Annotated in this window: 17 protein-coding genes, 1 tRNA gene, 1 pseudogene and 1 riboswitch; of the genes and pseudogenes, 7 read left to right on the top strand and 12 right to left on the bottom strand. The window is 68.4% G+C overall.

Features of this window, described 5'->3' with window-relative positions; genetic code table 11:
* Positions 1–28 precede the first annotated feature (28 nt).
* The 6 genes and pseudogenes from HV701_RS00765 to HV701_RS00740 all read right to left on the bottom strand — a co-directional run bounded on the left by HV701_RS00765 (position 29) and on the right by HV701_RS00740 (position 6179).
* Positions 29–181, bottom strand: a complete 153-nt coding sequence (locus HV701_RS00765) for a hypothetical protein (RefSeq protein ID WP_175131102.1) — start codon at positions 179–181, stop codon at positions 29–31.
* Positions 139–258, bottom strand: a tRNA-Ser gene (locus HV701_RS00760). The genes HV701_RS00765 and HV701_RS00760 overlap by 43 nt, the downstream gene beginning before the upstream one ends.
* A 136-nt stretch (positions 259–394) precedes the next feature.
* Positions 395–976 (bottom strand): annotated as a pseudogene (locus tag HV701_RS27005) (porin); the annotation flags it as partial.
* 214 nt (positions 977–1190) lie between these two features.
* A complete protein-coding gene (gene mgtA / locus HV701_RS00750; RefSeq protein WP_175131244.1) occupies positions 1191–3992 on the bottom strand; it encodes a magnesium-translocating P-type ATPase in 2802 nt (933 codons plus the stop codon).
* A 420-nt stretch (positions 3993–4412) separates the two neighbouring features.
* Entirely contained in the window at positions 4413–4745 is a 333-nt protein-coding gene (locus HV701_RS00745) for a hypothetical protein (RefSeq protein ID WP_175131243.1), read from the bottom strand.
* A gap of 429 nt (positions 4746–5174) precedes the next feature.
* Positions 5175–6179 (bottom strand): sodium:calcium antiporter, encoded by a 1005-nt coding sequence (locus HV701_RS00740; RefSeq protein ID WP_175131242.1) that lies wholly within the window; start codon positions 6177–6179, stop codon positions 5175–5177.
* Between the two features lie 78 nt (positions 6180–6257).
* Positions 6258–6420, bottom strand: a riboswitch (yybP-ykoY riboswitch).
* 135 nt (positions 6421–6555) lie between these two features.
* Between HV701_RS00740 and HV701_RS00735 the strand changes: the two genes are divergently transcribed.
* Positions 6556–7899, top strand: a complete 1344-nt coding sequence (locus tag HV701_RS00735) for an aminopeptidase P N-terminal domain-containing protein (RefSeq protein WP_175131241.1) — start codon at positions 6556–6558, stop codon at positions 7897–7899.
* Positions 7900–7965: 66 nt separating this feature from the next.
* On the opposite strand, the gene HV701_RS00730 is transcribed toward HV701_RS00735, so the two are convergent.
* Positions 7966–8430 carry a TM2 domain-containing protein gene (locus HV701_RS00730; RefSeq protein ID WP_175131240.1) on the bottom strand — a complete coding sequence of 155 codons (465 nt, stop codon included), beginning with the start codon at positions 8428–8430 and terminating at the stop codon, positions 7966–7968.
* Positions 8431–8509: 79 nt separating this feature from the next.
* Between HV701_RS00730 and HV701_RS00725 the strand changes: the two genes are divergently transcribed.
* From HV701_RS00725 to ruvA, 6 genes are all read left to right on the top strand, one after another.
* Positions 8510–9667 (top strand): UbiH/UbiF/VisC/COQ6 family ubiquinone biosynthesis hydroxylase, encoded by a 1158-nt coding sequence (locus tag HV701_RS00725; RefSeq protein WP_175131239.1) that lies wholly within the window; start codon positions 8510–8512, stop codon positions 9665–9667.
* Between the two features lie 81 nt (positions 9668–9748).
* Positions 9749–10774: a tRNA dihydrouridine synthase DusB gene (gene dusB, locus HV701_RS00720; protein WP_175131399.1), complete on the top strand. Its 1026-nt coding sequence runs from the start codon at positions 9749–9751 to the stop codon at positions 10772–10774.
* Between the two features lie 36 nt (positions 10775–10810).
* Positions 10811–11050: a helix-turn-helix domain-containing protein gene (locus HV701_RS00715; protein ID WP_006217670.1), complete on the top strand. Its 240-nt coding sequence runs from the start codon at positions 10811–10813 to the stop codon at positions 11048–11050.
* Positions 11051–11152: 102 nt separating this feature from the next.
* A complete protein-coding gene (gene purH / locus HV701_RS00710; RefSeq protein WP_175131238.1) occupies positions 11153–12742 on the top strand; it encodes a bifunctional phosphoribosylaminoimidazolecarboxamide formyltransferase/IMP cyclohydrolase in 1590 nt (529 codons plus the stop codon).
* On the top strand, positions 12742–13290 hold the full coding sequence (gene ruvC, locus HV701_RS00705) for a crossover junction endodeoxyribonuclease RuvC (RefSeq protein WP_175131237.1): 549 nt from the start codon (positions 12742–12744) through the stop codon (positions 13288–13290). The genes purH and ruvC overlap by 1 nt, the downstream gene beginning before the upstream one ends.
* 91 nt (positions 13291–13381) lie before the next feature.
* The gene (ruvA, locus tag HV701_RS00700) at positions 13382–13954 is read left to right on the top strand and encodes a Holliday junction branch migration protein RuvA (RefSeq protein ID WP_175131236.1); all 573 of its coding nucleotides are present in this window, start codon (positions 13382–13384) and stop codon (positions 13952–13954) included.
* A gap of 22 nt (positions 13955–13976) precedes the next feature.
* Here ruvA and HV701_RS00695 read toward each other — a convergent pair whose 3' ends face one another.
* From HV701_RS00695 to HV701_RS00675, 5 genes are all read right to left on the bottom strand, one after another.
* A complete protein-coding gene (locus tag HV701_RS00695; RefSeq protein ID WP_175131235.1) occupies positions 13977–14897 on the bottom strand; it encodes a complex I NDUFA9 subunit family protein in 921 nt (306 codons plus the stop codon).
* Between the two features lie 115 nt (positions 14898–15012).
* Positions 15013–15978, bottom strand: coding sequence for a threo-3-hydroxy-L-aspartate ammonia-lyase (locus tag HV701_RS00690; protein WP_175131234.1), 966 nt, complete (start codon positions 15976–15978; stop codon positions 15013–15015).
* A gap of 91 nt (positions 15979–16069) precedes the next feature.
* Positions 16070–17143: a Holliday junction branch migration DNA helicase RuvB gene (gene ruvB / locus HV701_RS00685; RefSeq protein ID WP_175131233.1), complete on the bottom strand. Its 1074-nt coding sequence runs from the start codon at positions 17141–17143 to the stop codon at positions 16070–16072.
* Positions 17144–17239: 96 nt separating this feature from the next.
* Entirely contained in the window at positions 17240–18778 is a 1539-nt protein-coding gene (gene risK, locus HV701_RS00680) for a sensor histidine kinase RisK (protein WP_175131232.1), read from the bottom strand.
* Entirely contained in the window at positions 18778–19479 is a 702-nt protein-coding gene (locus HV701_RS00675) for a response regulator (RefSeq protein WP_175131231.1), read from the bottom strand. Before HV701_RS00675 ends, risK begins: the two co-directional genes overlap by 1 nt.
* Positions 19480–19601: the final 122 nt, after the last annotated feature.

The following is a 19601-nucleotide window of genomic DNA, read 5'->3' as shown; positions in this document are numbered from 1 at the left end:
TGTAGTGGACCCGGCCGCCCTTCGCGCCTCAAAACCGGTGCGCAATGCCGGTGCCGAAGCGCGTGGTGTGGGAATGCCCCGGGTCGAACTGGTTGTCCAGGGTGTAATTGGACGCGTAGCCGGCGAACGCATAGAGCGTGGTGCGCGGCGACAGATCATACGTATAACCCAATGTCAACACTTGCGCATTGCGCGCCGTCGAACCGTCCTCCCATTTCCAGTCGGGCTGCGCCAGCGACCACTGCGCCACCACCGCGCCATGGCCCACCGGCACGCTGGCGCCCAGCAGCCAGGCATTGACGCGACCGCCGCGCACGAAGGCCGCCGGCCCCAGGTTCTGGCCCAGGTTGTCCGGATCGCCCCCGTCCAGACCGACGTAGCCGTTGCGCTGGCGCGACCAGGCCAGCGACACCTTGACCACCTCGAAGTCGTAGGCGATGCCCAGTTGCAGCGCCTGCGGCTGTCCGTCGCTGCCCGCGGGCGGCTCGGCCAGGCGCATCCGATCCCAGGTGGCGACCGCCAGCCAAGGCCCTTCCTCGTACTTCACGCCCAGGCTGAGCGCGCGGTTGTTGGCCGCCGTCTGGAAGCGGCCACGGTCGTCGGCATCGAAGGCGTAGCCGATGCCGGCCTGCAAGCCGTTCCAGGTGGGGGTGTAGTAGTTGATCAGGTTGCTGAACTGGTAGTTGTCCGAAGCCTTGAAAGTGGCGCCCATGCCCATTTCCTTCCAGGACGCCAGTTCCAGCGCATTGCCGTAGGTCTTGCCGACGGTGTACTGGCGCCCCAGGCGCAGGTCGCCATAGTGTTCGTGGGCCAAACCGACCCAGGCGCCATAGTTGAACAGGCGCGCATCGTCGGCGCGCTTGCCGGTGGCCGGGTCGAAGCCGCTTTCAAGCTGGAAGCGGGTATGCCAGCCATCGCCCAGATCCTCGCTTGCGCGCAACCCCCACAGGGAATCGGTCAGGCCGCCACTGAGCATGCCGGTATGGCTGCCCTGCCCCGAGATATGCGTGGTGGCGATACCGGCGTCGACCACGCCGTAGAGCTGCACCCCCGGAGGGTCGGCGGCCGCACAGGCGCCCGGCAGCCAACAGGCCGCGCCCGCCACCATGGCGGCGGCAACAGTCGAGATTTTCATGCTGTTCTCCAGAAGCCGCGGCGGGCTGGCCCGCCGCGGTACATGTCAAGAATGCCTATTGCCAACCATAGCGGCGTACCCAGAGGCCCTTGAGCAATTGGGTCAGCGCGCAGTAGCCCAACAGGATGCCCGCCAGCCAGGGGAAGTAGCTCCACGGCAGCGCCTGCAACTGGAAATATCCGGCCAAGGGCGAGAACGGCAGGAACACTCCCAACCCCACCACCATCGCCGTCATCGCCATCAATGGCCAGGCGGCCCGGCTCTGCAGGAACGGCACCTTGCGTGTGCGGATCATATGCACGATGAGCGTCTGCGACAACAGGCCCTCGACGAACCAGCCCGATTGGAACAGGGTCTGGTGCTCGGGCGCATTGGCCTGGAACACGTACCACATGAGCGCATACGTGGCGATATCGAAAAGGGAACTGATCGGCCCGAAGAACACCATGAAGCGGCCAAGCCCGGCGGGATCCCATTGCTGCGGCTTTTTCAGCAGCTCCTCGTCCACGTTGTCGAACGGAATCGCGGTCTGCGAGATGTCGTACATCAAGTTCTGCAGCAGCAGGTGGATCGGCAACATCGGCAGGAACGGCAGGAAGGCGCTGGCCACCAGCACCGAGAAGACGTTGCCGAAATTGGAGCTGGCGGTCATCTTCAGGTACTTGAGCATGTTGCAGAAGGTCTTGCGGCCCTCGATCACGCCGTCCTCCAGCACCATCAGGCTCTTTTCCAGCAGGATGATGTCGGCGGCCTCCTTCGAGATATCGACCGCCGAATCCACCGAGATGCCCACGTCCGCGGCGCGCAGGGCCGGGGCGTCGTTGATGCCATCGCCCATGAAACCCACGGTATTGCCCTGGGCGCGCAACATCCGCACGATGCGCTCCTTGTGCGCCGGGGTCAGGCGGGCGAACACATTGGCCTCGCGCACCGCCACGGCCAGCCGGCCGTCATCCATGGACTCGATGTCGGCGCCCAGGCAGACCTTGCGCACGTCGAAGCCGACTTCGCGGCACACTTTCTGCGTCACCAGTTCGACATCGCCGGTCAGCACCTTGACCTCGATGCCGGAGTCGCGCAGGGCGGCCAGCGCCGGGCCGGTGGATTCCTTGGGGGGATCGAGGAAGGCGATGTATCCGACCAGCACCAGGTCGGCCTCGTCGGCCACGCCATAGGCCTGCTGGGTGGGCGGCAACTCGCGCACGCCCACCGCGATCACCCGCAGCCCGTCGCGGTTCAGGTCGGCGGTGACGCCGCGGATGTCGGCACGGCGCGCGTCGGTCAACAGGTGGACGTCATTGCCGACCCGCAGCCGGGTGCAGACCGACAGCATTTCCTCCAGCGCGCCCTTGCAGATCAGTTCATGATGCTCGCGGCCGTTCTCGGTTTCGCTGACCACCACCGACATGCGGCGACGCGAGAAGTCGAACGGAATTTCGTCGATCTTGCGGTAGCGGGCGGCCAGGTCGAGTTTGCGCTCCACCTCGGCGTGGCGCAGCACGGCCACGTCGAGCAGGTTCTTCAGGCCGGTCTGGTAGTAGCTGTTGAGATAGGCGTAGGCCAGCACATCGTCGCTGGTGGCGCCGTATACGTCGGTATGGCGTTCGAGCGCGATGCGGTCCTGGGTCAGGGTACCGGTCTTGTCGGTGCAGAGCACGTTCATGGCGCCCAGGTTCTGGATCGCGTCCAGCCGCTTGACCACGACTTTGCGCCGCGACATCCGCACCGCGCCCTTGGCCAGCGTGGCGGTGACGATCATCGGCAGCATTTCCGGCGTCAGGCCGACGGCGATGGCCAGCGCAAACAGCAAGGCCTCGAGCCAGTCGCCCTTGGTGAAGCCGTTGATCAGCAGCACGATCGGCGCCATCACCAGCATGAAGCGGATCAGCACCCAGCTGACGCGGTTGATCCCCTGCTGGAACTGCGTCGGCATGCGCGAGGCCTGGGTCACGCGTCCGGCCAACTGGCCGAAATAGGTGCCGGCGCCTGTGGCCACCACCAGCGCGCTGCCTGAACCGCTGACCACGTTGGTGCCCATGAAGGCCATGTTCTCCAGTTCCAGCGCGTTGCCCGTCTGGGCCCGTGCCTCCGCGTACTTCTCCACCGGCAGCGATTCCCCGGTGAGCGCGGCCTGCGCCACGAACAGGTCCTTCGCGCCCAGGATACGGCAATCGGCCGGGATCATGTCGCCGGCGGACAGCAGCACCACATCGCCGGGCACCAGCTCCGCCAGTGGCACCTCGATCTGGCGCGAACCCGAGCCGTGCAGTGTGGCGCCGAAGAAGCGGCGGGCATCCCCCTCGGCCATGCCGGCGGGATCGCTGCGCAGCACGGTGGCGGTGTTCTGCACCATGGCCTTGAGCGCTTCGGCGGCGCGATTGGAACGGCGCTCCTGCACGAAGCGCAGCAGCGTCGAGATCGCCACCATCGAGCCAATGATGATGACGCCCTTCCATGACGGGTCGTCGGGTCCGGCCATGTACACGTCGGTGACCCAGGACAGCAAAGCCAGTCCGGTCAGCAGCAGGTTGAAGGGATTGCGGAACGATTGCCAGAGGTGCGCATACCAGGTCAGCGGCTTTTCGTGGTCGACGTCATTGGCGCCGTAGCGGGCGCGGGCCTCTTCTGCCTGGGCCTGCGAGAGTCCGCCGCGGCTGCTGCGGAACAGAGAGAACAGCGCCTCGACATCCCGCTGGGCCACATCGAGCATGCGGCGATTGGCGCGGCGCGCGGCGTCGGAGCTGTCGGCGGCGGCTTGCGCGCCGCCCTGCTCCAGCAGGGGAGAACGCCGGAAATGGCGCCCCGACCGCCGCAGCCCGGCGGCGGAGGAGAAAAAGGTCTTGAGGAATGTGAACATCGGAGTGTTCCCGTTATTGGTGTTGTTGGGGAAGACACGGACGACAGACGCCAGGCGCCGCGCGCGGGCAGCACGGGGCCGCGGCCCGCACGGAGGCGGGCCGTTGCCGCCCCGTACGGGCGTGCGCAGGCACCGGGGCGATGTTGCCGGCGTCCGGATCGCGTCGAGGCGCGCCGGGTGCGGGAAGCGGAACGGGAAACTAGCGGGAGAACCGGGACCGGCGGCAGTGACGCGCGTCGAGCGGGCCAGGCCGGGGGTTCGGGGCTGCGGATTCCGTACTAGACCGGGTGAGTGTCCGGCCAGTCGGCTCGCAAAGGAGGAGACAGGTCAGACAGGCAGGCCGGTACCGCGCGCAGGGCGCAATCGAGGCTCGGGGTCTAAGGCACTGGGCATGGTCTCTCCTTGGGATGACGGGCGGATTCAGGCCGCCAGCGGTTGCGCGCCGAAATGCACATGGCGCACGGCGGGGTTGGCGCTCAGCCGACGGGCTTGCGACATCAGTTCGCCACGCAGCTCGGGCGGGCAATTCACGGTAATGCAGGCCGACGCCATGCCGGGGTCGCGCCCCTGGTCGATCTGCACTTGCGAAACATCGAGCCCGGCGGCGCTGAAGTCCAGGCAGATCTGCTTGCGCAGCGCGCCCAATTCATTACGCGGGCAGATGACCGTCAGGCGCGACGTGCCGCGGCGGCGGCCCAAGGCGGTGGCACGGTCGACGCCGGCGCGGCGCAGGAACAAGTCGAAGAAACGCATAGCGACCTCCATTGCGAATGGGGAGCGGCTTTCGCGTATACGCGCGCACGCAAGTCCACCGCGCCTGACGCGCACGGAAGAGACGTGCACGACCACAAGCGCTGCGACTGGCGGCGGTTCTGGCGGATTATGTTGGGGAGCATCCCCGCAAGCCGTTGGCTTGCGCTGTCGCCGGGCATAAGGCCCCGGACCTGGGATAAAACCGCAACCTGCTCAACAGGCTGCGGCAGACGGAGTTCTGCGTGGACCTGTCAAACAGCGGCGTCGATACAAGATCGACTACTTTCGCCGGAATCGGTATTCACGAAGACTGCTCCTGGGATGGATAACGGGCACGATTTTACGCGGGTTTCCACTGATGGACAAGGTTTTCCGGCACAAAAATTGCTTTTTGTGCAACCCGGCGCGAGGCCTCGCGCCGTCATGCCGTCACGCGTAGAAATGCCAACCCAAGTAGGCCGCGAACAGCGCGTAGAAGCCGCCCGCCGCCGACAACGCCGGCACGCTCATGCCGGCACGGCGGAAGCGCAGCCACAACAGGCCGATGGACAGCATGGTGAACAAGCCCGCGGCCAGCAGCGGGCCGTCGAGCAGCCAGGGGGTCAGGAAGATGCCGAGGGCGCTGGGGATGGTGGCCTGAATCATCATGGCGCCCGAGATATTGGCCAGCGCCAGGCGTTCCTTGCCCTGGCGCACCCAGATCAGCGCGTTCATGATCTCCGGCAGTTCCGTGGCAACGGGCGCCAGCAGCAGCGCGGCCACGTGCGGCGAGGCGCCCATGGCGATGCCCAGCAGTTCGATCTGGTTGACGAACACGTGCGACGCGCCGGCGATCACGATCAGCGCCAGCAGCGTCTGGGTCACGGCCCAGAACATCGAGGGATTGTCGTCGCGGGGACGCAGCTTGAGCGGCTCCAGGTCCTCGCAGTCCAGGCATTCCTCGTCATTGCTCAGCTCGCGCTTGACGTACAGGCCGTAGGTGGCCAGGAACAGGATGCCGAGCCACGGCTTCCAGGCGAAGGCCAGCAGGCCCAGGCCGACCTTGAAGACGAAGATGCCCATGAACCAGGCCTGGTCGCGGGCCAGCCGGCGCTGGTCCGCGTTGATACAGTTGGCCTGGGCAGGCTGGCCGCGACGGGCGCGCCACAGGGCGAAACCGACCACCGCGTAGGCCAGTGTCGCCAGCACCAGCGGGCCGCCCATGGCGGCGCCGACGCCGATGTCCTTCTGTTCGGGCGTATCGCCGAACACCACCGCCATGAAGGTCACGGCGCTTTCGGGCAGGGCGGTGCCGAATGCGGCCAGCACGGTGCCGGTCGCGGTGGCGCCGAGCTGGAAGCGGTGTCCGACCCATTCGACGCCATTGACGAAGAATTCGCAGGCGAGATAGATCACTGCCGCGGACAGGAAAAACAGGAACAGGGTAAGCAACATGGGGACGAGCCGGACGAGCAGAAACCAATTGGCGCGACGCAGCGGCTCGCCCGGCCAGGGTGAACGCTACGCGGCCAAAGGTCTCGCCTGGCTGATCCATGCGCGGGCGGACCGCGGCATGGAGACCGTTAGCGCCATGGCGTTCTGGCGACCGCTGCGCGGTACCGAACCACCAAGTCTGTTGACGCTAACTCCTTTGGGGACAAAGGATGGCTACTCCCCAATGACAGAGCCGCGATTGTAGCAGTCCATCGGTGACAGTCCAGTGAATCCATGTGTCGGGTGGGGGAATGCGCGCGGGCTGTCGCATCGGCGGCACGGCGAGTAAAGTAAGTGGCACCACAGCTTCCCGCCGGGCCTTGCGCCCCCCTTGCCCATGAGCCTGCCTCCCACCGATATCGCCCCTTTTGCCGCCCGCCGCCAGCGCCTGATGGCGCGGATGCGCGCCGACGGCGGCGGCATCGCCGTCCTGGCCACCGCGCCCGAAGCCATCCGCAACCGTGACGCCGAATACCCCTACCGGCACGACAGCGACTTCTTCTACCTCACTGGTTTCACCGAACCCGGCGCCTGGCTGGTGCTGATCGCCGGGGCCACCGACCGCGCCCTGCTGTTCTGCCGGCCTCGCCATATCGAGCACGAGATCTGGGAAGGCCGGCGCTTCGGCCCGGAAGCGGCGGCCGAGCACTTCGGCTTCGACGACGCGCATCCTCTGGACGCGCTGGACGAACTGGTGCCCAAGCTGCTGCTGGACCAGCCGACCCTGTATGCGCCGCTGGCGGGCGACAAGCGCAGCGACGGCCGGCTGCACCGCTGGCTGGCGGCGGCGCGCGAAGCCAGCCGCGGCGGCCACCAGCCGCCCGCGCGGCAACTGGACATCCGCCCGATCCTGGCCGAGATGCGGCTGATCAAGGACGCCAGCGAAATCGCCGCGATGCGGCGCGCCGCCAAGATCTCCGCTGGCGCCCACGCGCGCGCCATGCGGGCCACTCGCGCGGGCATGCGCGAATACGAACTGGAAGCGGAACTGCTGTATGAGTTCCGCCGCCACGGCGCCCAGGCGGTGGCCTACAACAGCATCGTCGCGGCCGGCGCCAATGCCTGCGTGCTGCACTACCCTGCCGGCGAAGCGGTGCTGCGCGACGGCGACCTGGTGCTGATTGACGCCGGCTGCGAAGTCGACAGCTACGCCAGCGACATCACCCGCACCTTCCCGGTGAATGGCCGCTACAGCGGCCCCCAGCGCGCCCTGTACGACCTGACGGTGGCGGCCCAGGAGGCCGCGGCCCAGGCCACCGCGCCGGGCCGCGGCTGGAACGACGGCCACGAGGCCGCGGTCCGCGTGCTGGCGCAGGGCATGCTCGACCTGAAACTGCTCAAAGGGTCGCTGGACGGGGTGATCGAGTCGGGCGACTACAGCCGCTTCTATATGCACCGCACGGGCCACTGGCTGGGGCTGGACGTGCATGACGTGGGCGACTACCGCCAGCCGGGCGCGGCGCCAGGCGCCGAGCGCCCCTGGCGCAAGCTGGAAACCGGCATGATGCTGACGATCGAGCCGGGCATCTATGTCCGCCCGGCCGATGACGTGCCCGAGGCCTATTGGAACATCGGCATCCGCACCGAGGACGATGCGCTGGTGACGGACGAGGGTTGCGAGCTGATTACCCGCGGCGTGCCGGTGCAGGCCGGCGAAATCGAGGCGCTGATGCGCGAATAACCCATCGGCACGCGGGGCCGCGCCGCTTGCCGGGCGCGGCGCGCCTCCCGCCGGCCCGCCCCCGGCCTACAGCGCCAGCCCATCCAGCCAGCCCATCGCCACCCACACATAGACCACCACCATCGCGATGGCGAACATGGATACGGTGGCGCCGACCAGGCAGGCCAGGATGGCGACCAGCACCGGCCCCCAGCCGGTCTTCGGCGATGGCGGTAGCCCGGGGTTGTAGCGCCGGTCGAATTTCTCGTCCGGCATCAGCGAGAACACCGCGCTCTCGATGAAACCGTCGATCATGGGAATGAACAAGAGGAAGAAGGCCGGGTTGTCGTACCAGACGGGGTAGTAGCGCAGCGCGCAGAACAGACTGAGCAGCGCCAGCGTCGTCACCAGCCAGGCATGGCGCCGCCCCAGGTACCACCAGTGCGCGCCGAGCCAGCCGAACAGACAGGCCAGCAGGCCGACGGCGACCTTGCCGCGAGGGCGGCGCGCGACGGTGGCGGACAGCGAAGAAGAAGCCTCAAGCTGCGTCATATCGATCAACCGGTAATGGGTCCCGGGCGCCAAGCCGCGCCGGCAGAACCGGATTGTAGTGGACAGGTAAAATCCCGGCATGACTCTCTCCGCCTTCGACATTGCGATTCTCGGCGCCGGCCCCGTGGGGCGTGTCCTGGCGTTGATGCTGGCGCGCGTGGCGCCGGACCCGTCCCGCATTGCCCTGCTGCAGGGCGCGGCGGCTGCGCCCGCCGCCGTGCCCGCCACCGACCCGCGCGTGCTGGCCATGAACCATGGCAGCCGCGTGCTGCTCGAATCGTTGCATGCCTGGCCGGCCAGGTCGGCGGACATCCTCAACATCCACGTCTCGCAGCGCGGCCGACTCGGCCGCAGCGTGATCCGCAACACCGATTTCGACGTACCGCAGCTGGGCTGCGTGGTCGCCTACTCGGCGCTGCACGCCAGGCTGGAGGAATGCGTAGCCGCCAGCGGTGTCACGCTGCTGTCCGGGCCGCCGGCCGTGGTCGATGGCCAGGATGCCGACGGCGTGCGCATCAGCCAGGGGGAGACCGCGCTGAGTTGCCGGATCGCGGTGCAGTCCGATGGCGCCGGCGGCGGCGACGTGCGCCGCGACTACGGCCAGCACGCCCTGCTGACCACCGCCCACGCCAGCCTGCCGCGCCGCGGCTGGGCCTGGGAGCGCTTCACCGCCGAGGGGCCGCTGGCGCTGCTGCCGCACCCGCAGACCCCGGACGCTTATTCAGTGGTCTGGTGCAGCGCGCCCGAGCGCGCGGCCGAACTGGCGGCGCTGGACAATCTCGCCTTCTCGCAGGCCCTGAGCGCGGCCTTTGGCGATCGTCTCGGCCGCCTGACGTGCCAGGCGCCGCGCCACGTCTTCCCGCTGGCGCTGAACGCGCGCCGCGGCCTGGTGCAAGGCCGCGTAGCCGTGATCGGCAATGCGGCGCAGACGCTGCACCCGGTGGCCGGCCAGGGGCTCAACCTGGGACTGCGCGATGCCGCCCGGCTGGCCCAGTCACTGGGCGGCTGGCTGGCGCAGCCGAACGCCACTCCGGCCCAGGCGCTGCGCGATTTCGCCCGCGCACGCCAGGTGGACCGGCTCATCACCGCCAGTGTCACCGACCTGATGCCGCGCATCTTCGCCACCGGCCTGGCGCCGGTCGAGCATGCCTGCGGCCTGGCCCTGCTGGGCCTGGACCTGGCCACGCCACTGCGGGCGCCGCTGGCGCGCCATCTGCTACAGGGTTTCCGGGTCTGATCCTGCCCTTTTTCGTCCGGCTGTTACCAAGCGGTTGCGGGACAAAAAAGAGGGTTCGATCGAGCCGGTTAAAATGTGAGCATGCGCATCGGCCCGTGGACTCTTCCCAACAACGTTCTGGTCGCGCCCATGGCGGGCGTGACGGACCGCCCTTTCCGTCAGCTCTGCAAGAAACTGGGGGCGGGTTATGCCGTCTCGGAAATGGCCGCCAGCAACCCCAGGCTGTGGGATAGCGTCAAGACCTCGCGCCGTCTGAATCACGATGGCGAGATCGCCCCCATATCGGTGCAGATCGCCGGGGCCGACCCGGCCATGATGGCCGAGGCCGCCGTGTTCAACGCCAACAAGGGCGCGCGCATCATCGACATCAACATGGGCTGCCCGGTAAAAAAGGTCTGCAACGTCGCCTCGGGCTCGGCCCTGCTGCGCCACGAGGACCTGATCGCCCGCATCCTGGAGGCCGTGGTCGAGGCCTGCGCGCCGCTGGGCGTGCCGGTCACGCTCAAGACCCGCACCGGCTGGGACCGCGACAGCCGCAACGCCCTGCGCGTGGCCAGGCTGGCCGAAAACGCCGGCATCGCCGCGCTCACACTGCATGGACGCACGCGCGCCGACCTCTATACGGGCGAGGCGGAATATGACACTATCCGCGCCGTCCGCGCCGAGCTGAAAATCCCGCTGATCGCCAATGGCGATATCGACTCGCCCGAAAAGGCCAGGCGCGTCCTGGATTACACTGGCGCCGACGCGGTCATGATCGGCCGGGCAGCCCAAGGGCGGCCCTGGATCTTCCGCGAAGTTGATCACTATCTGCGCACGGGCGAAATACTGGCCCCTCCCAGCTATGGGGAAATGCGCGAACTGCTGCTCGAACATCTCGACGACCACTACCGCTTCTATGGCGAACACACCGGCGTACGCACGGCGCGCAAGCACATAGGGTGGTATCTGGACGGCCTGCCGGGCGCGGACTCGTTCCGCGACCGCATGAACCTCATCGACAACACCCGCGACCAGTGGCGGGCGGTGTCGGAATGGTTCCTCAATCTTTCCCGTGACGGCAACCCCAACCCGGCGCCGGTCGCGAAAGCCCTGCTGGCGGCATAACCGCCTCAACACCAACATAAAAATATCTGTACTCCGATGAGCAAGAAAGATGTCCTGGAAGAATGCGTGCGCGCCAGCCTGGAGCGCTATTTCGAAGACCTGGGTGAATCCGAGCCCCACGACATGTGGGACATGGTGATGCGCTGCGTGGAGCGCCCGGTGCTTGAAGTGGCGTTGGAACGGTCTGGCGGCAATCAGTCGCGGGCATCCGAAATGCTGGGCATCACCCGCAACACCCTGCGCAAGAAGCTGCTGGCCCACAACATCCAGGTATAGAGCATTGCCGCGCGGGCGGGCCGGCAGGCGCGCCCGCTTCACCGATTTCCCATCCCGACCTGAAGCGAGACAGGCGTACGCGCCCCACTCCCGTCCCTCACCATGAAAATCGAAACCGCCCTGCTTTCGGTGTCCGACAAGACCGGCATCGTTGAATTTGCCCGCGCCCTGGCCGCGCGTGGCGTACGCCTGCTGTCGACCGGCGGCACCGCCCGCCTGCTGGCCGACGCCGGCCTGACCGTCACCGAAGTGGCCGCCCATACCGGCTCGCCCGAGATCCTGGACGGCCGCGTCAAGACGCTGCACCCGAAGATCCACGGCGGCCTGCTGGCCCGCCGCGACAGCGCCGAGCACATGGACACCATCAAGGCGGCCGGCATCGATCGCATCGACATGCTGGTGGTCAACCTGTATCCGTTCCGCGAAACCGTGGCCAAGCCCGATTGCACGTTCGCCGACGCGGTCGAGAACATCGACATCGGCGGCCCGGCCATGCTGCGCGCCGCCGCCAAGAACCACGGCACCGAGGCCGGTGGCGTGACGGTGGTGATCGACCCGGCCGACTATTCGCGCGTACTGTCCGAAATGGACCAGGGCGGCGCCACCTCCTACGGCCTGCGCCTGGCGCTGGCCGCCAAGGTCTACGCCCACACCGCCGCCTACGATGGCGCCATCGCCGCCTACCTGACCAGCCTGACCGAGGCCGAGCCGGCGCAGGATGCCGTGCCGGCCCGCCAGGAATGGCCCGGCACGCTGACCCTGCAGGTCAAGCAACAGCAAGCGCTGCGCTATGGCGAGAACCCGCACCAGAATGCGGCGTTCTACGTCGACGCGCAACGTCCCGCCGGCCTGCTGGGCAACTACCGCCAGTTGCAGGGCAAGGAACTGTCGTACAACAACATCGCCGACGCCGATGCCGCCTGGGAATGCGCGCGCAGCTTCGAGGCGCCCGCCTGCGTCATCGTCAAGCACGCCAACCCCTGCGGCGTGGCCGTGGCGGCCGACACCCTGGGCGCCTACCAGCAGGCCTTCAAGACCGACCCGACCTCGGCCTTCGGCGGCATCATCGCCTTCAACCGCCCGGTCGACGCCGCCACTGCCGAAGCGGTCAGCGCCCAGTTCCTGGAAGTGCTGCTGGCGCCCGCCTATGACGGCGCGGCGCTCGCCATCCTGGCCGCCAAGAAGAACGTGCGCGTGCTGGAAGTGCCGATGGGCACGGGCCAGAACGCCTTCGACGTCAAGCGCGTCGGCGGCGGCTGGCTGGTGCAGACGCCGGATGCCTACAACGTGCCGCGCGACGCCCTGAAAGTGGTCACCAAGCGCCAGCCCACCGAGCAGGAAATGAACGACCTGGCGTTCGCCTGGAAGGTCGCCAAGTACGTCAAGTCCAACGCCATCGTGTTCGTCGGCGGCGGCATGACGCTGGGCGTGGGCGCCGGCCAGATGAGCCGCATCGACTCGGCCCGCATCGCCTCGATCAAGGCCGAGAACGCCGGCCTGACGCTGAAGGGCTCGGCGGTGGCCTCGGACGCCTTCTTCCCGTTCCGCGATGGCCTGGACGTGGTGGTGGCCGCGGGCGCGACCTGCGTGATCCAGCCCGGCGGCAGCGTGCGCGATGACGAAGTCATCGCCGCGGCCGACGAGCACGGCATCGCCATGGTGCTGACCGGCACCCGCCACTTCCGCCACTGATGCGCGTCCTCGGCATCGATCCCGGCTTGCGCCGCACCGGCTTCGGTGTGATCGATGCCGACGGCCCGCGCCTGCGTTACGTCGCCAGCGGCACCATCGTGGTGCCGCCGGCGCTGACGCTGTCCGAACGCCTCAAGGTCATCCTGGACAATCTGCGCCAGGTGGCGCGCGACACGCAACCCGACGTGGCCGCGCTGGAAATCGTCTTCCTGAACACCAATCCGGCCTCCACCCTGCTGCTGGGCCAGGCGCGCGGCGCGGCGCTTTGCGCGCTGGCCGACAGTTCGCTGGCGGTGCATGAGTACACCGCGCTGCAGATCAAGAAGGCGGTGGTGGGCACCGGCCGCGCCGCCAAGGAGCAGGTGCAGATGATGGTGCAGCACCTGCTGGCGCTGGACGGCACGCCCGCCCCCGACTCGGCCGACGCCCTGGCCTGTGCCATCTGCCACGCCCACGTCGGCCCCTTGCAGGACAAGCTGACGCAACTGGGCACCCGCCTGAGCCTGGGCGGCAGAACCCGCATGCGCAACGGCCGCCTGCTCGGCTGAGGCGGGCCCGCCCCCCGGCGCGCGGACCCGTATAGAATCCCCGCATCCGCCGCGACTGACGCGGCCCCTCTTTTGCCAGGCCACTGCCACCATGATCGGACGCATCACCGGAACCCTGATCGAGAAACTGCCGCCCACTGTGTGCGTGGACGTCAACGGTCTGGGCTATGACATCGACGTGCCCATGAGCACGCTGTATTCGCTGCCGGAAACCGGCGCGCGCGTCACCTTGTATACGCACCTGACGGTGCGCGAAGACGCCCACATCCTCTATGGCTTCGCCACCGCCGGCGAACGCAGCGCCTTCCGCGAGCTGATCAAGGTCAGCGGCATCGGCGCTCGCACCGCGCTATCGGTCCTGTCGGGCCTGTCGGTGGCCGATCTGGCCCAGGCCATCACGCTGCAGGAATCGGGCCGCCTGACGCGCGTGCCGGGCATCGGCAAGAAGACCGCCGAACGTCTGCTGCTGGAAATGCGCGGCAAGCTGGGCGCGGACATCGGCGCCAGCGCGCACGCGGTGCAGGACAACCAGTCCGACATCCTGAATGCGCTGCTGGCGCTGGGGTACTCCGAGAAGGAATCGTTGTCGGCCCTGAAGACGCTGCCGGAAGGCGTCGGCGTGTCGGACGGCATCAAGCAGGCCTTGAAGGCGCTGGTGCGCTGAGCGGCGCGCCCGGACCGCGCCCCTATCGCGCCGGCGCCAGGTAACCGGGCGCCACGGCCTCCAGGCCGGTCGGCACCACGTTCAATTCGGGCGCCATCGGCGCGCCGCAGACGTTGTCGCTGCGCAGGGAATCGAGATTGTCGCGCGACATCAGCGGTTCGCCCGGCAGGCATTCGAACAGCAAGGCCTGCATGCGGCCCACGCCCATCGGCATGCCCACCACGGGCCGCGGATGGCCACTCCAGGCTGCGCACAGGCGCGCGATCTCGCCCAGGGTGTAGACCTGCGGCCCGCCCAGCTCGTAAGTCTTGCCGCAGGTATGCGTATCGCCCAGCGCCGCCAGCATCGCCGCCACCACGTCGCCCACATACACCGGCTGCATGCGCGCATTCGCGCCGGCCAGCGGCAGCACCGGCAGCCAGCGCGCCAGACGCGCGAACAGGTTGGTGAAATTGTCATCAGGCCCGAACACCACCGACGGGCGAAAGAGGGTCCAGCCGCCTTCGCGCCAGCCGACCAGTTCCTGCTTGATGGCGGCCTCGCCATCGCCCTTGGAACGTTGGTACATGCTGGCGCCGCTGGAATCCGCCCCCAGCGCGCTGACATGCAGCAGCCGGCGCACGCCCTGGCGGCGGCAGGCGCGCGCGATGCGTTGCGGCAGGTGCACGTGCGCCTTCGCGAAATCGGAACCATAGGGTCGGCCGGCATTGCCGTGCAGGATGCCGACCAGGTTGACCACGGCGTCGCAGCCGCGCACGAGGCGATCGAGCGCGTCGTCGTCATGCACGTCGCTGTCGACCAACGTGACGGTGGGCAGGATCTGGAGTTCGCGCCCCTGGCCGTAGCGGCGGGTGGGCACCAGGATCTGGTGCTGCCCGCCCGACAGCCGGGCGATGAGATGACGGCCGATGAAGCCGGTGCCGCCGATGACAAGGATACGCATGTAGCAGCCCCTGTTCTTCAGGATTCAGGCCCGATTCTGCCTTGCACCGGCCGCATCCGCAAGCGCGCGGCCAAAGCGCCGGACGATATCCCGCCGGCGCTCCGGCCTGGCCGGGTCAGCCCGCCAGCAACTTGCCGTAGGCCGGAAGGTCGACGTTGCCGCCGCTGATGATGACGCCCACGCGCGCGCCGCGCACCGGCACCACCCCCTGCAGCACGGCCGCGGCCGCCAGGCAGCCGGTGGGTTCCACCACCATCTTCATGCGCTCGGCGAAGAATTTCATGGTCGAGACCAACTGCTCATCCGTCACCGTGACGATGTCGCGCACGTACTTCTGGATGAGGGGGAAGGTCAGATGGCCCAGATGGGTGGTGGCGGCGCCATCGGCCAGGGTCTTGGGCGCCTGGATGCGGACGATCTCGCCCTTGCGCAGCGATTGCTGACCGTCGTTGCCGGCTTCCGGCTCGACGCCATAGACCAGACAGCGCGGACTGAGCGCGAACGCCGACAGCGCCGAGCCCGACAACAGCCCGCCGCCGCCCAGGCACACGAACAGGTAATCCAATTCGCCGACGTCCTCGAACAGCTCCTTGGCCGCGGTGCCCTGCCCCGCGATCACGTCCTCGTGGTCGTACGGCGGAATCAGCGTGGCGCCGGTCTCGGCCTGGATGCGGCGGGCGATTTCCTCGCGATCTTCGGTGTAGCGGTCGTAGGTGACGATCCGGCCGCCGTAGCCCTCGGTGGCGGCGCGCTTGGCCGCGGGCGCATCCAGCGGCATGATGATGGTGGCCTGCACGCCCTGCAGCTTGGAGGCCAGCGCAATCGCCTGCGCATGGTTGCCCGACGAAAATGTGACCACGCCGGCGGCACGCTGCTCAGGGGTCAGGCGCGCGATGGCGTTGAAGCCGCCGCGGAACTTGAACGCGCCCATGCGCTGGAAGTTCTCGCACTTGAAGAACAGCGAGGCGCCGGCGATGGCGTCGGCGGTGGTCGAGGTCAGCACCGGCGTGCGATGCGCATGGCCGGCCAGGCGCTCGCTGGCGCGCGCGACGTCGTCGAATGAAGGTAGTTCGGGCAGCATGGAAGCAGTCCTTGGATCGCGGAGAAAGTCGGAAACGAAACCTCCGGATCATAAACCCGCCGGCGCCGCTGCCCCGGGATGCCCGAGCGATTTACTTGCCGAACAGCTCGCCGCTGCCGCTGGCTGACCCCGCGGGCGGGGTCAAGCCCAGGTGGCGCCAGGTGCTCAGGGTGGCGGTGCGGCCGCGCGGCGTGCGCTGCAGATAGCCATGCTGGATCAGGTAGGGCTCGATCACGTCCTCGATGGTGTCGCGTTCTTCGCCGATGGCGGCGGCCAGACTGTCGACGCCCACGGGGCCGCCGTCGAACTTGTGGATGATGGCCTCGAGCAGCTTGCGGTCCATCAGGTCCAGGCCTTGCGGATCGACCTCGAGCATGGCCAGGGCGCGGCCGGCGACATCGGCGTCGATCGTGCCGCCCGCCTTGACCTCGGCGTAGTCTCGCACGCGCCGCAGCAGGCGGTTGGCGATGCGCGGCGTGCCGCGGGCGCGGCGCGCCACCTCGGCGGCGCCATCCGGCGTGATGATGGCATTGAGCAGGCCGGCGCTGCGGGTGACGATGCGGCCGAGGTCGTCGGCGTTGTAGAACTCCAGCCGCGAAACGATACCGAAACGGTCGCGCAGCGGGTTGGTGAGCATGCCGGCGCGGGTGGTGGCGCCGACCAGCGTGAACGGCTGCAGGTCGAGCTTGACGCTGCGCGCGGCCGGGCCTTCGCCGATCAGGATGTCGATCTGGAAATCCTCCAGCGCCGGATAGAGGATTTCCTCGACCACGGGAGACAGGCGGTGGATTTCGTCGATGAACAGGACGTCGTTCTTTTCCAGGTTGGTCAGCAGCGCGGCCAGGTCGCCGGGACGTTCGAGCACGGGGCCGGAGGTCTGGCGCAGCTGCACGCCCATTTCGTGCGCGATGATGTGGGCCAGCGTGGTCTTGCCCAGGCCCGGCGGGCCGAACAGCAGCACGTGGTCCAGCGCCTCGCCGCGCTTGCGGGCGGCGGCGATGAAGATCTCGAGCTGTTCGCGCGCACGCTGCTGGCCGACATACTCCTGCAACGCCTTGGGACGCAGGGCGCGTTCGATCGACTCCTCGTTGGGCGACGCCGGCTGCGGCGCCACGATGCGGGGCGCGTCGGGACGAGAGGAAAGCGAATCGGACTGGATGGCCATGGTGCGGAAACAACAGAATGCTGAGCGGGATGCTGCATCGTACCGTAACCGCCGCACGCGGCGCCGGCGCCGGGTGCAAAACGCGCCCGGGCCGGATCAGCCGCCGTCCGCGACCGGCAGCTTGACCCGCACGCACAACCCGCCCGACCCGGCCTGCAGCAGTTCCAGCGAGCCGCCGTGGGCGCGGGCGATGGCCTCGGCCAGCGCCAGTCCCAGGCCGACGCTGCCGGTGCGGGTACGGGCATCGTCCAGGCGGCTGAACGGCCGCAATGCCTCCTGGCGGCGTTCCGGCGCGATGCCCGGGCCATGGTCGGCCACGTCCAGCACCGCATCGCGGCCTTCGCGGCGCAGGCTGACATCGACCGGGGGCGCGCCGTGGTTCAGGGCGTTGCCGATCAGGTTGTCGAGCAGCCGGCCCAGGGCGACGGCATCGCCCTGCACCACCAGCGCATCATCGCCGTCGTAGGTCTTGAGCTGGATGTCGGTGCCCGCGCCACGCCAGGCATTGACGCGCTCGGTGAGCCAGTCGGGCAGCGCCATCGAGGCGTAGCGGTAGGCCGCCGGATCGGTGCCGCGCACGAAACCGATGAACTGGTCGACCATGTGCTGCATGTCCTGCAGGTCGGTGCGCAGCCCCTCCTTGAGGGCGGAATCGTCGGCCAGTTCGATGCGCAGCCACATGCGCGACAGCGGCCCCTTCAGGTCGTGCGGCAAACCCGACAACAGCGTGCGCCTGACCGAATCGGACTCGGCCAGCGCGTCCAGCATGGCGTTGAAGCGCTCGCCCAGCACGCGGGTTTCGTGCGGACCGGAGGGCTCGACCCGCTGCGGCTGGCCGGCGGCCAGGCGATCGGCAGCGTCGGCCAGGCGGGTGATGGGCCGGGTGATATGCCACGAGAAGCCCACCGCCAGCAACAGCAACAGGCCCAGGCCGCCGAGCCAGGCCGCGACCAACGGCGTGGCCACGGGCGGATCGAGACGGTCGAGCGGGATGACCAGCCATTCGCGCAGGCGCGGCGCGTCCTCGGTGGCCGGGTTGGGCGCCAGCGAAATGAAGATTTCCGGCGTGGGTCCATGCGACAGCGCGACGCGGGTGCCGTCGTTCAGGCGCTCGTTGAGCTGCTGCACCAGCCCGCGCAGATCGCGGCGGATGTCGTCGGGCTCGGGTTTGTGGCGGCGCACATATTCTTCACGTTCGCGCTGACGCGCGCGCTCGGCCGCCTGCTCGTCGACCTCGCGCTCGTCGCCGCGCATGTCCGGCGGCAAAGGCGGCCCGTGGATCTGCGCGTTCGGCAGCGGCGGCCGCGGCAGATTGCGCGGCGGCGGACGGCGGCCATTGAAACGTTGCAGCTTGGCTTCGGCCGGCAATACCCGCGACCACAGCCGCCACTGGTTCTGCGAGGCGGCGCGCACGAAATCGGCGCGGTCCTCGGCCGGCACCTGCGACACGGCCGCGCGCAGGGTACGGATGGTGGTGGTGATGTAGCCGATGGCCACGTCTTCCATGAACTTGTGGCGGAAGTACGAGACGGTCACCAGCGTCGCCGCCTGCGTCAACAGCACCGAGCCGAGAATCAGGAGAATCAGCCGCGCCCGCAGCGAGCGCGGCACCAGGGAACTGGCGGAGAAGCGCATCAGGGCGAGAACCGGTAGCCGATGCCCCAGACGGTCTGGATCCAGCGGGGTTGCTTGGGGTCGTCCTCGATGACGCGGCGCAGGCGCAGGATGGCGATATCGATGGCGCGGTCGTTGCGTTCGCCGGCGTCGTCGTCACGCGCCAGCGCCAGCAGGCGTTCGCGTGACAGCGGCTTGCCGGCATTGCGCACCAGCGCCTCGAGCAGGTTGATTTCGCCGCCGGTGAGCTTGACCACCGTGCCGTCGCGCGAGAGCTGGCGGGTGGAGGGGTCGAACAGGAACGGGCCGAAGGTGACCGGCGCGTCCTTGGTCAGCGCCGAGGGGCCGCGCTTGCGCCGCAGCACGGCCTCGATGCGGGCCAGCAATTCGCGGGGATCGAAGGGCTTGCCGACGTAGTCGTCGGCGCCAGCCTCCAGGCCGATGATGCGATCCACCGCCTCGTCGCGGGCGGTCAGCAGGATCACGGGGATGTCCTCGCCCTGTTCGCGCAGGCGGCGACAGGCATCGGCCCCGTCGCCGCCCGGCAGCATGCGGTCCAGCACCAGCAGATCGGGGGCATAGCGGGTGATGCGCGACGGCAGGTCGCTGGCGTCCGGCGCCAGCAGCGTGTCGTAGCCATGGCGGTTCAGGTAGTCGGCCAGCAGTTGCCGCAGGGCCGGGTCGTCGTCGACGACCAGCAGCTTGGTGTGGGGATTGTCCATGGATGCCATAGTGGAGCCGTCCGACGTCGGCGGCAAGAGCCGGGAAATCATCTGAAATATACCTGTTGCACGATGTTTGGCGCGGATGCCGGCCCATTGGCGCCGACATGGCACGGCAATCG

This window comes from Achromobacter pulmonis, assembly GCF_902859765.1.
GTDB classification, from domain to species: Bacteria; Pseudomonadota; Gammaproteobacteria; order Burkholderiales; family Burkholderiaceae_B; genus Achromobacter; species Achromobacter pulmonis.
The sequence above is the reverse complement of the archived record's forward strand: the minus strand, read 5'-3'. Positions and strand labels throughout refer to the sequence as shown.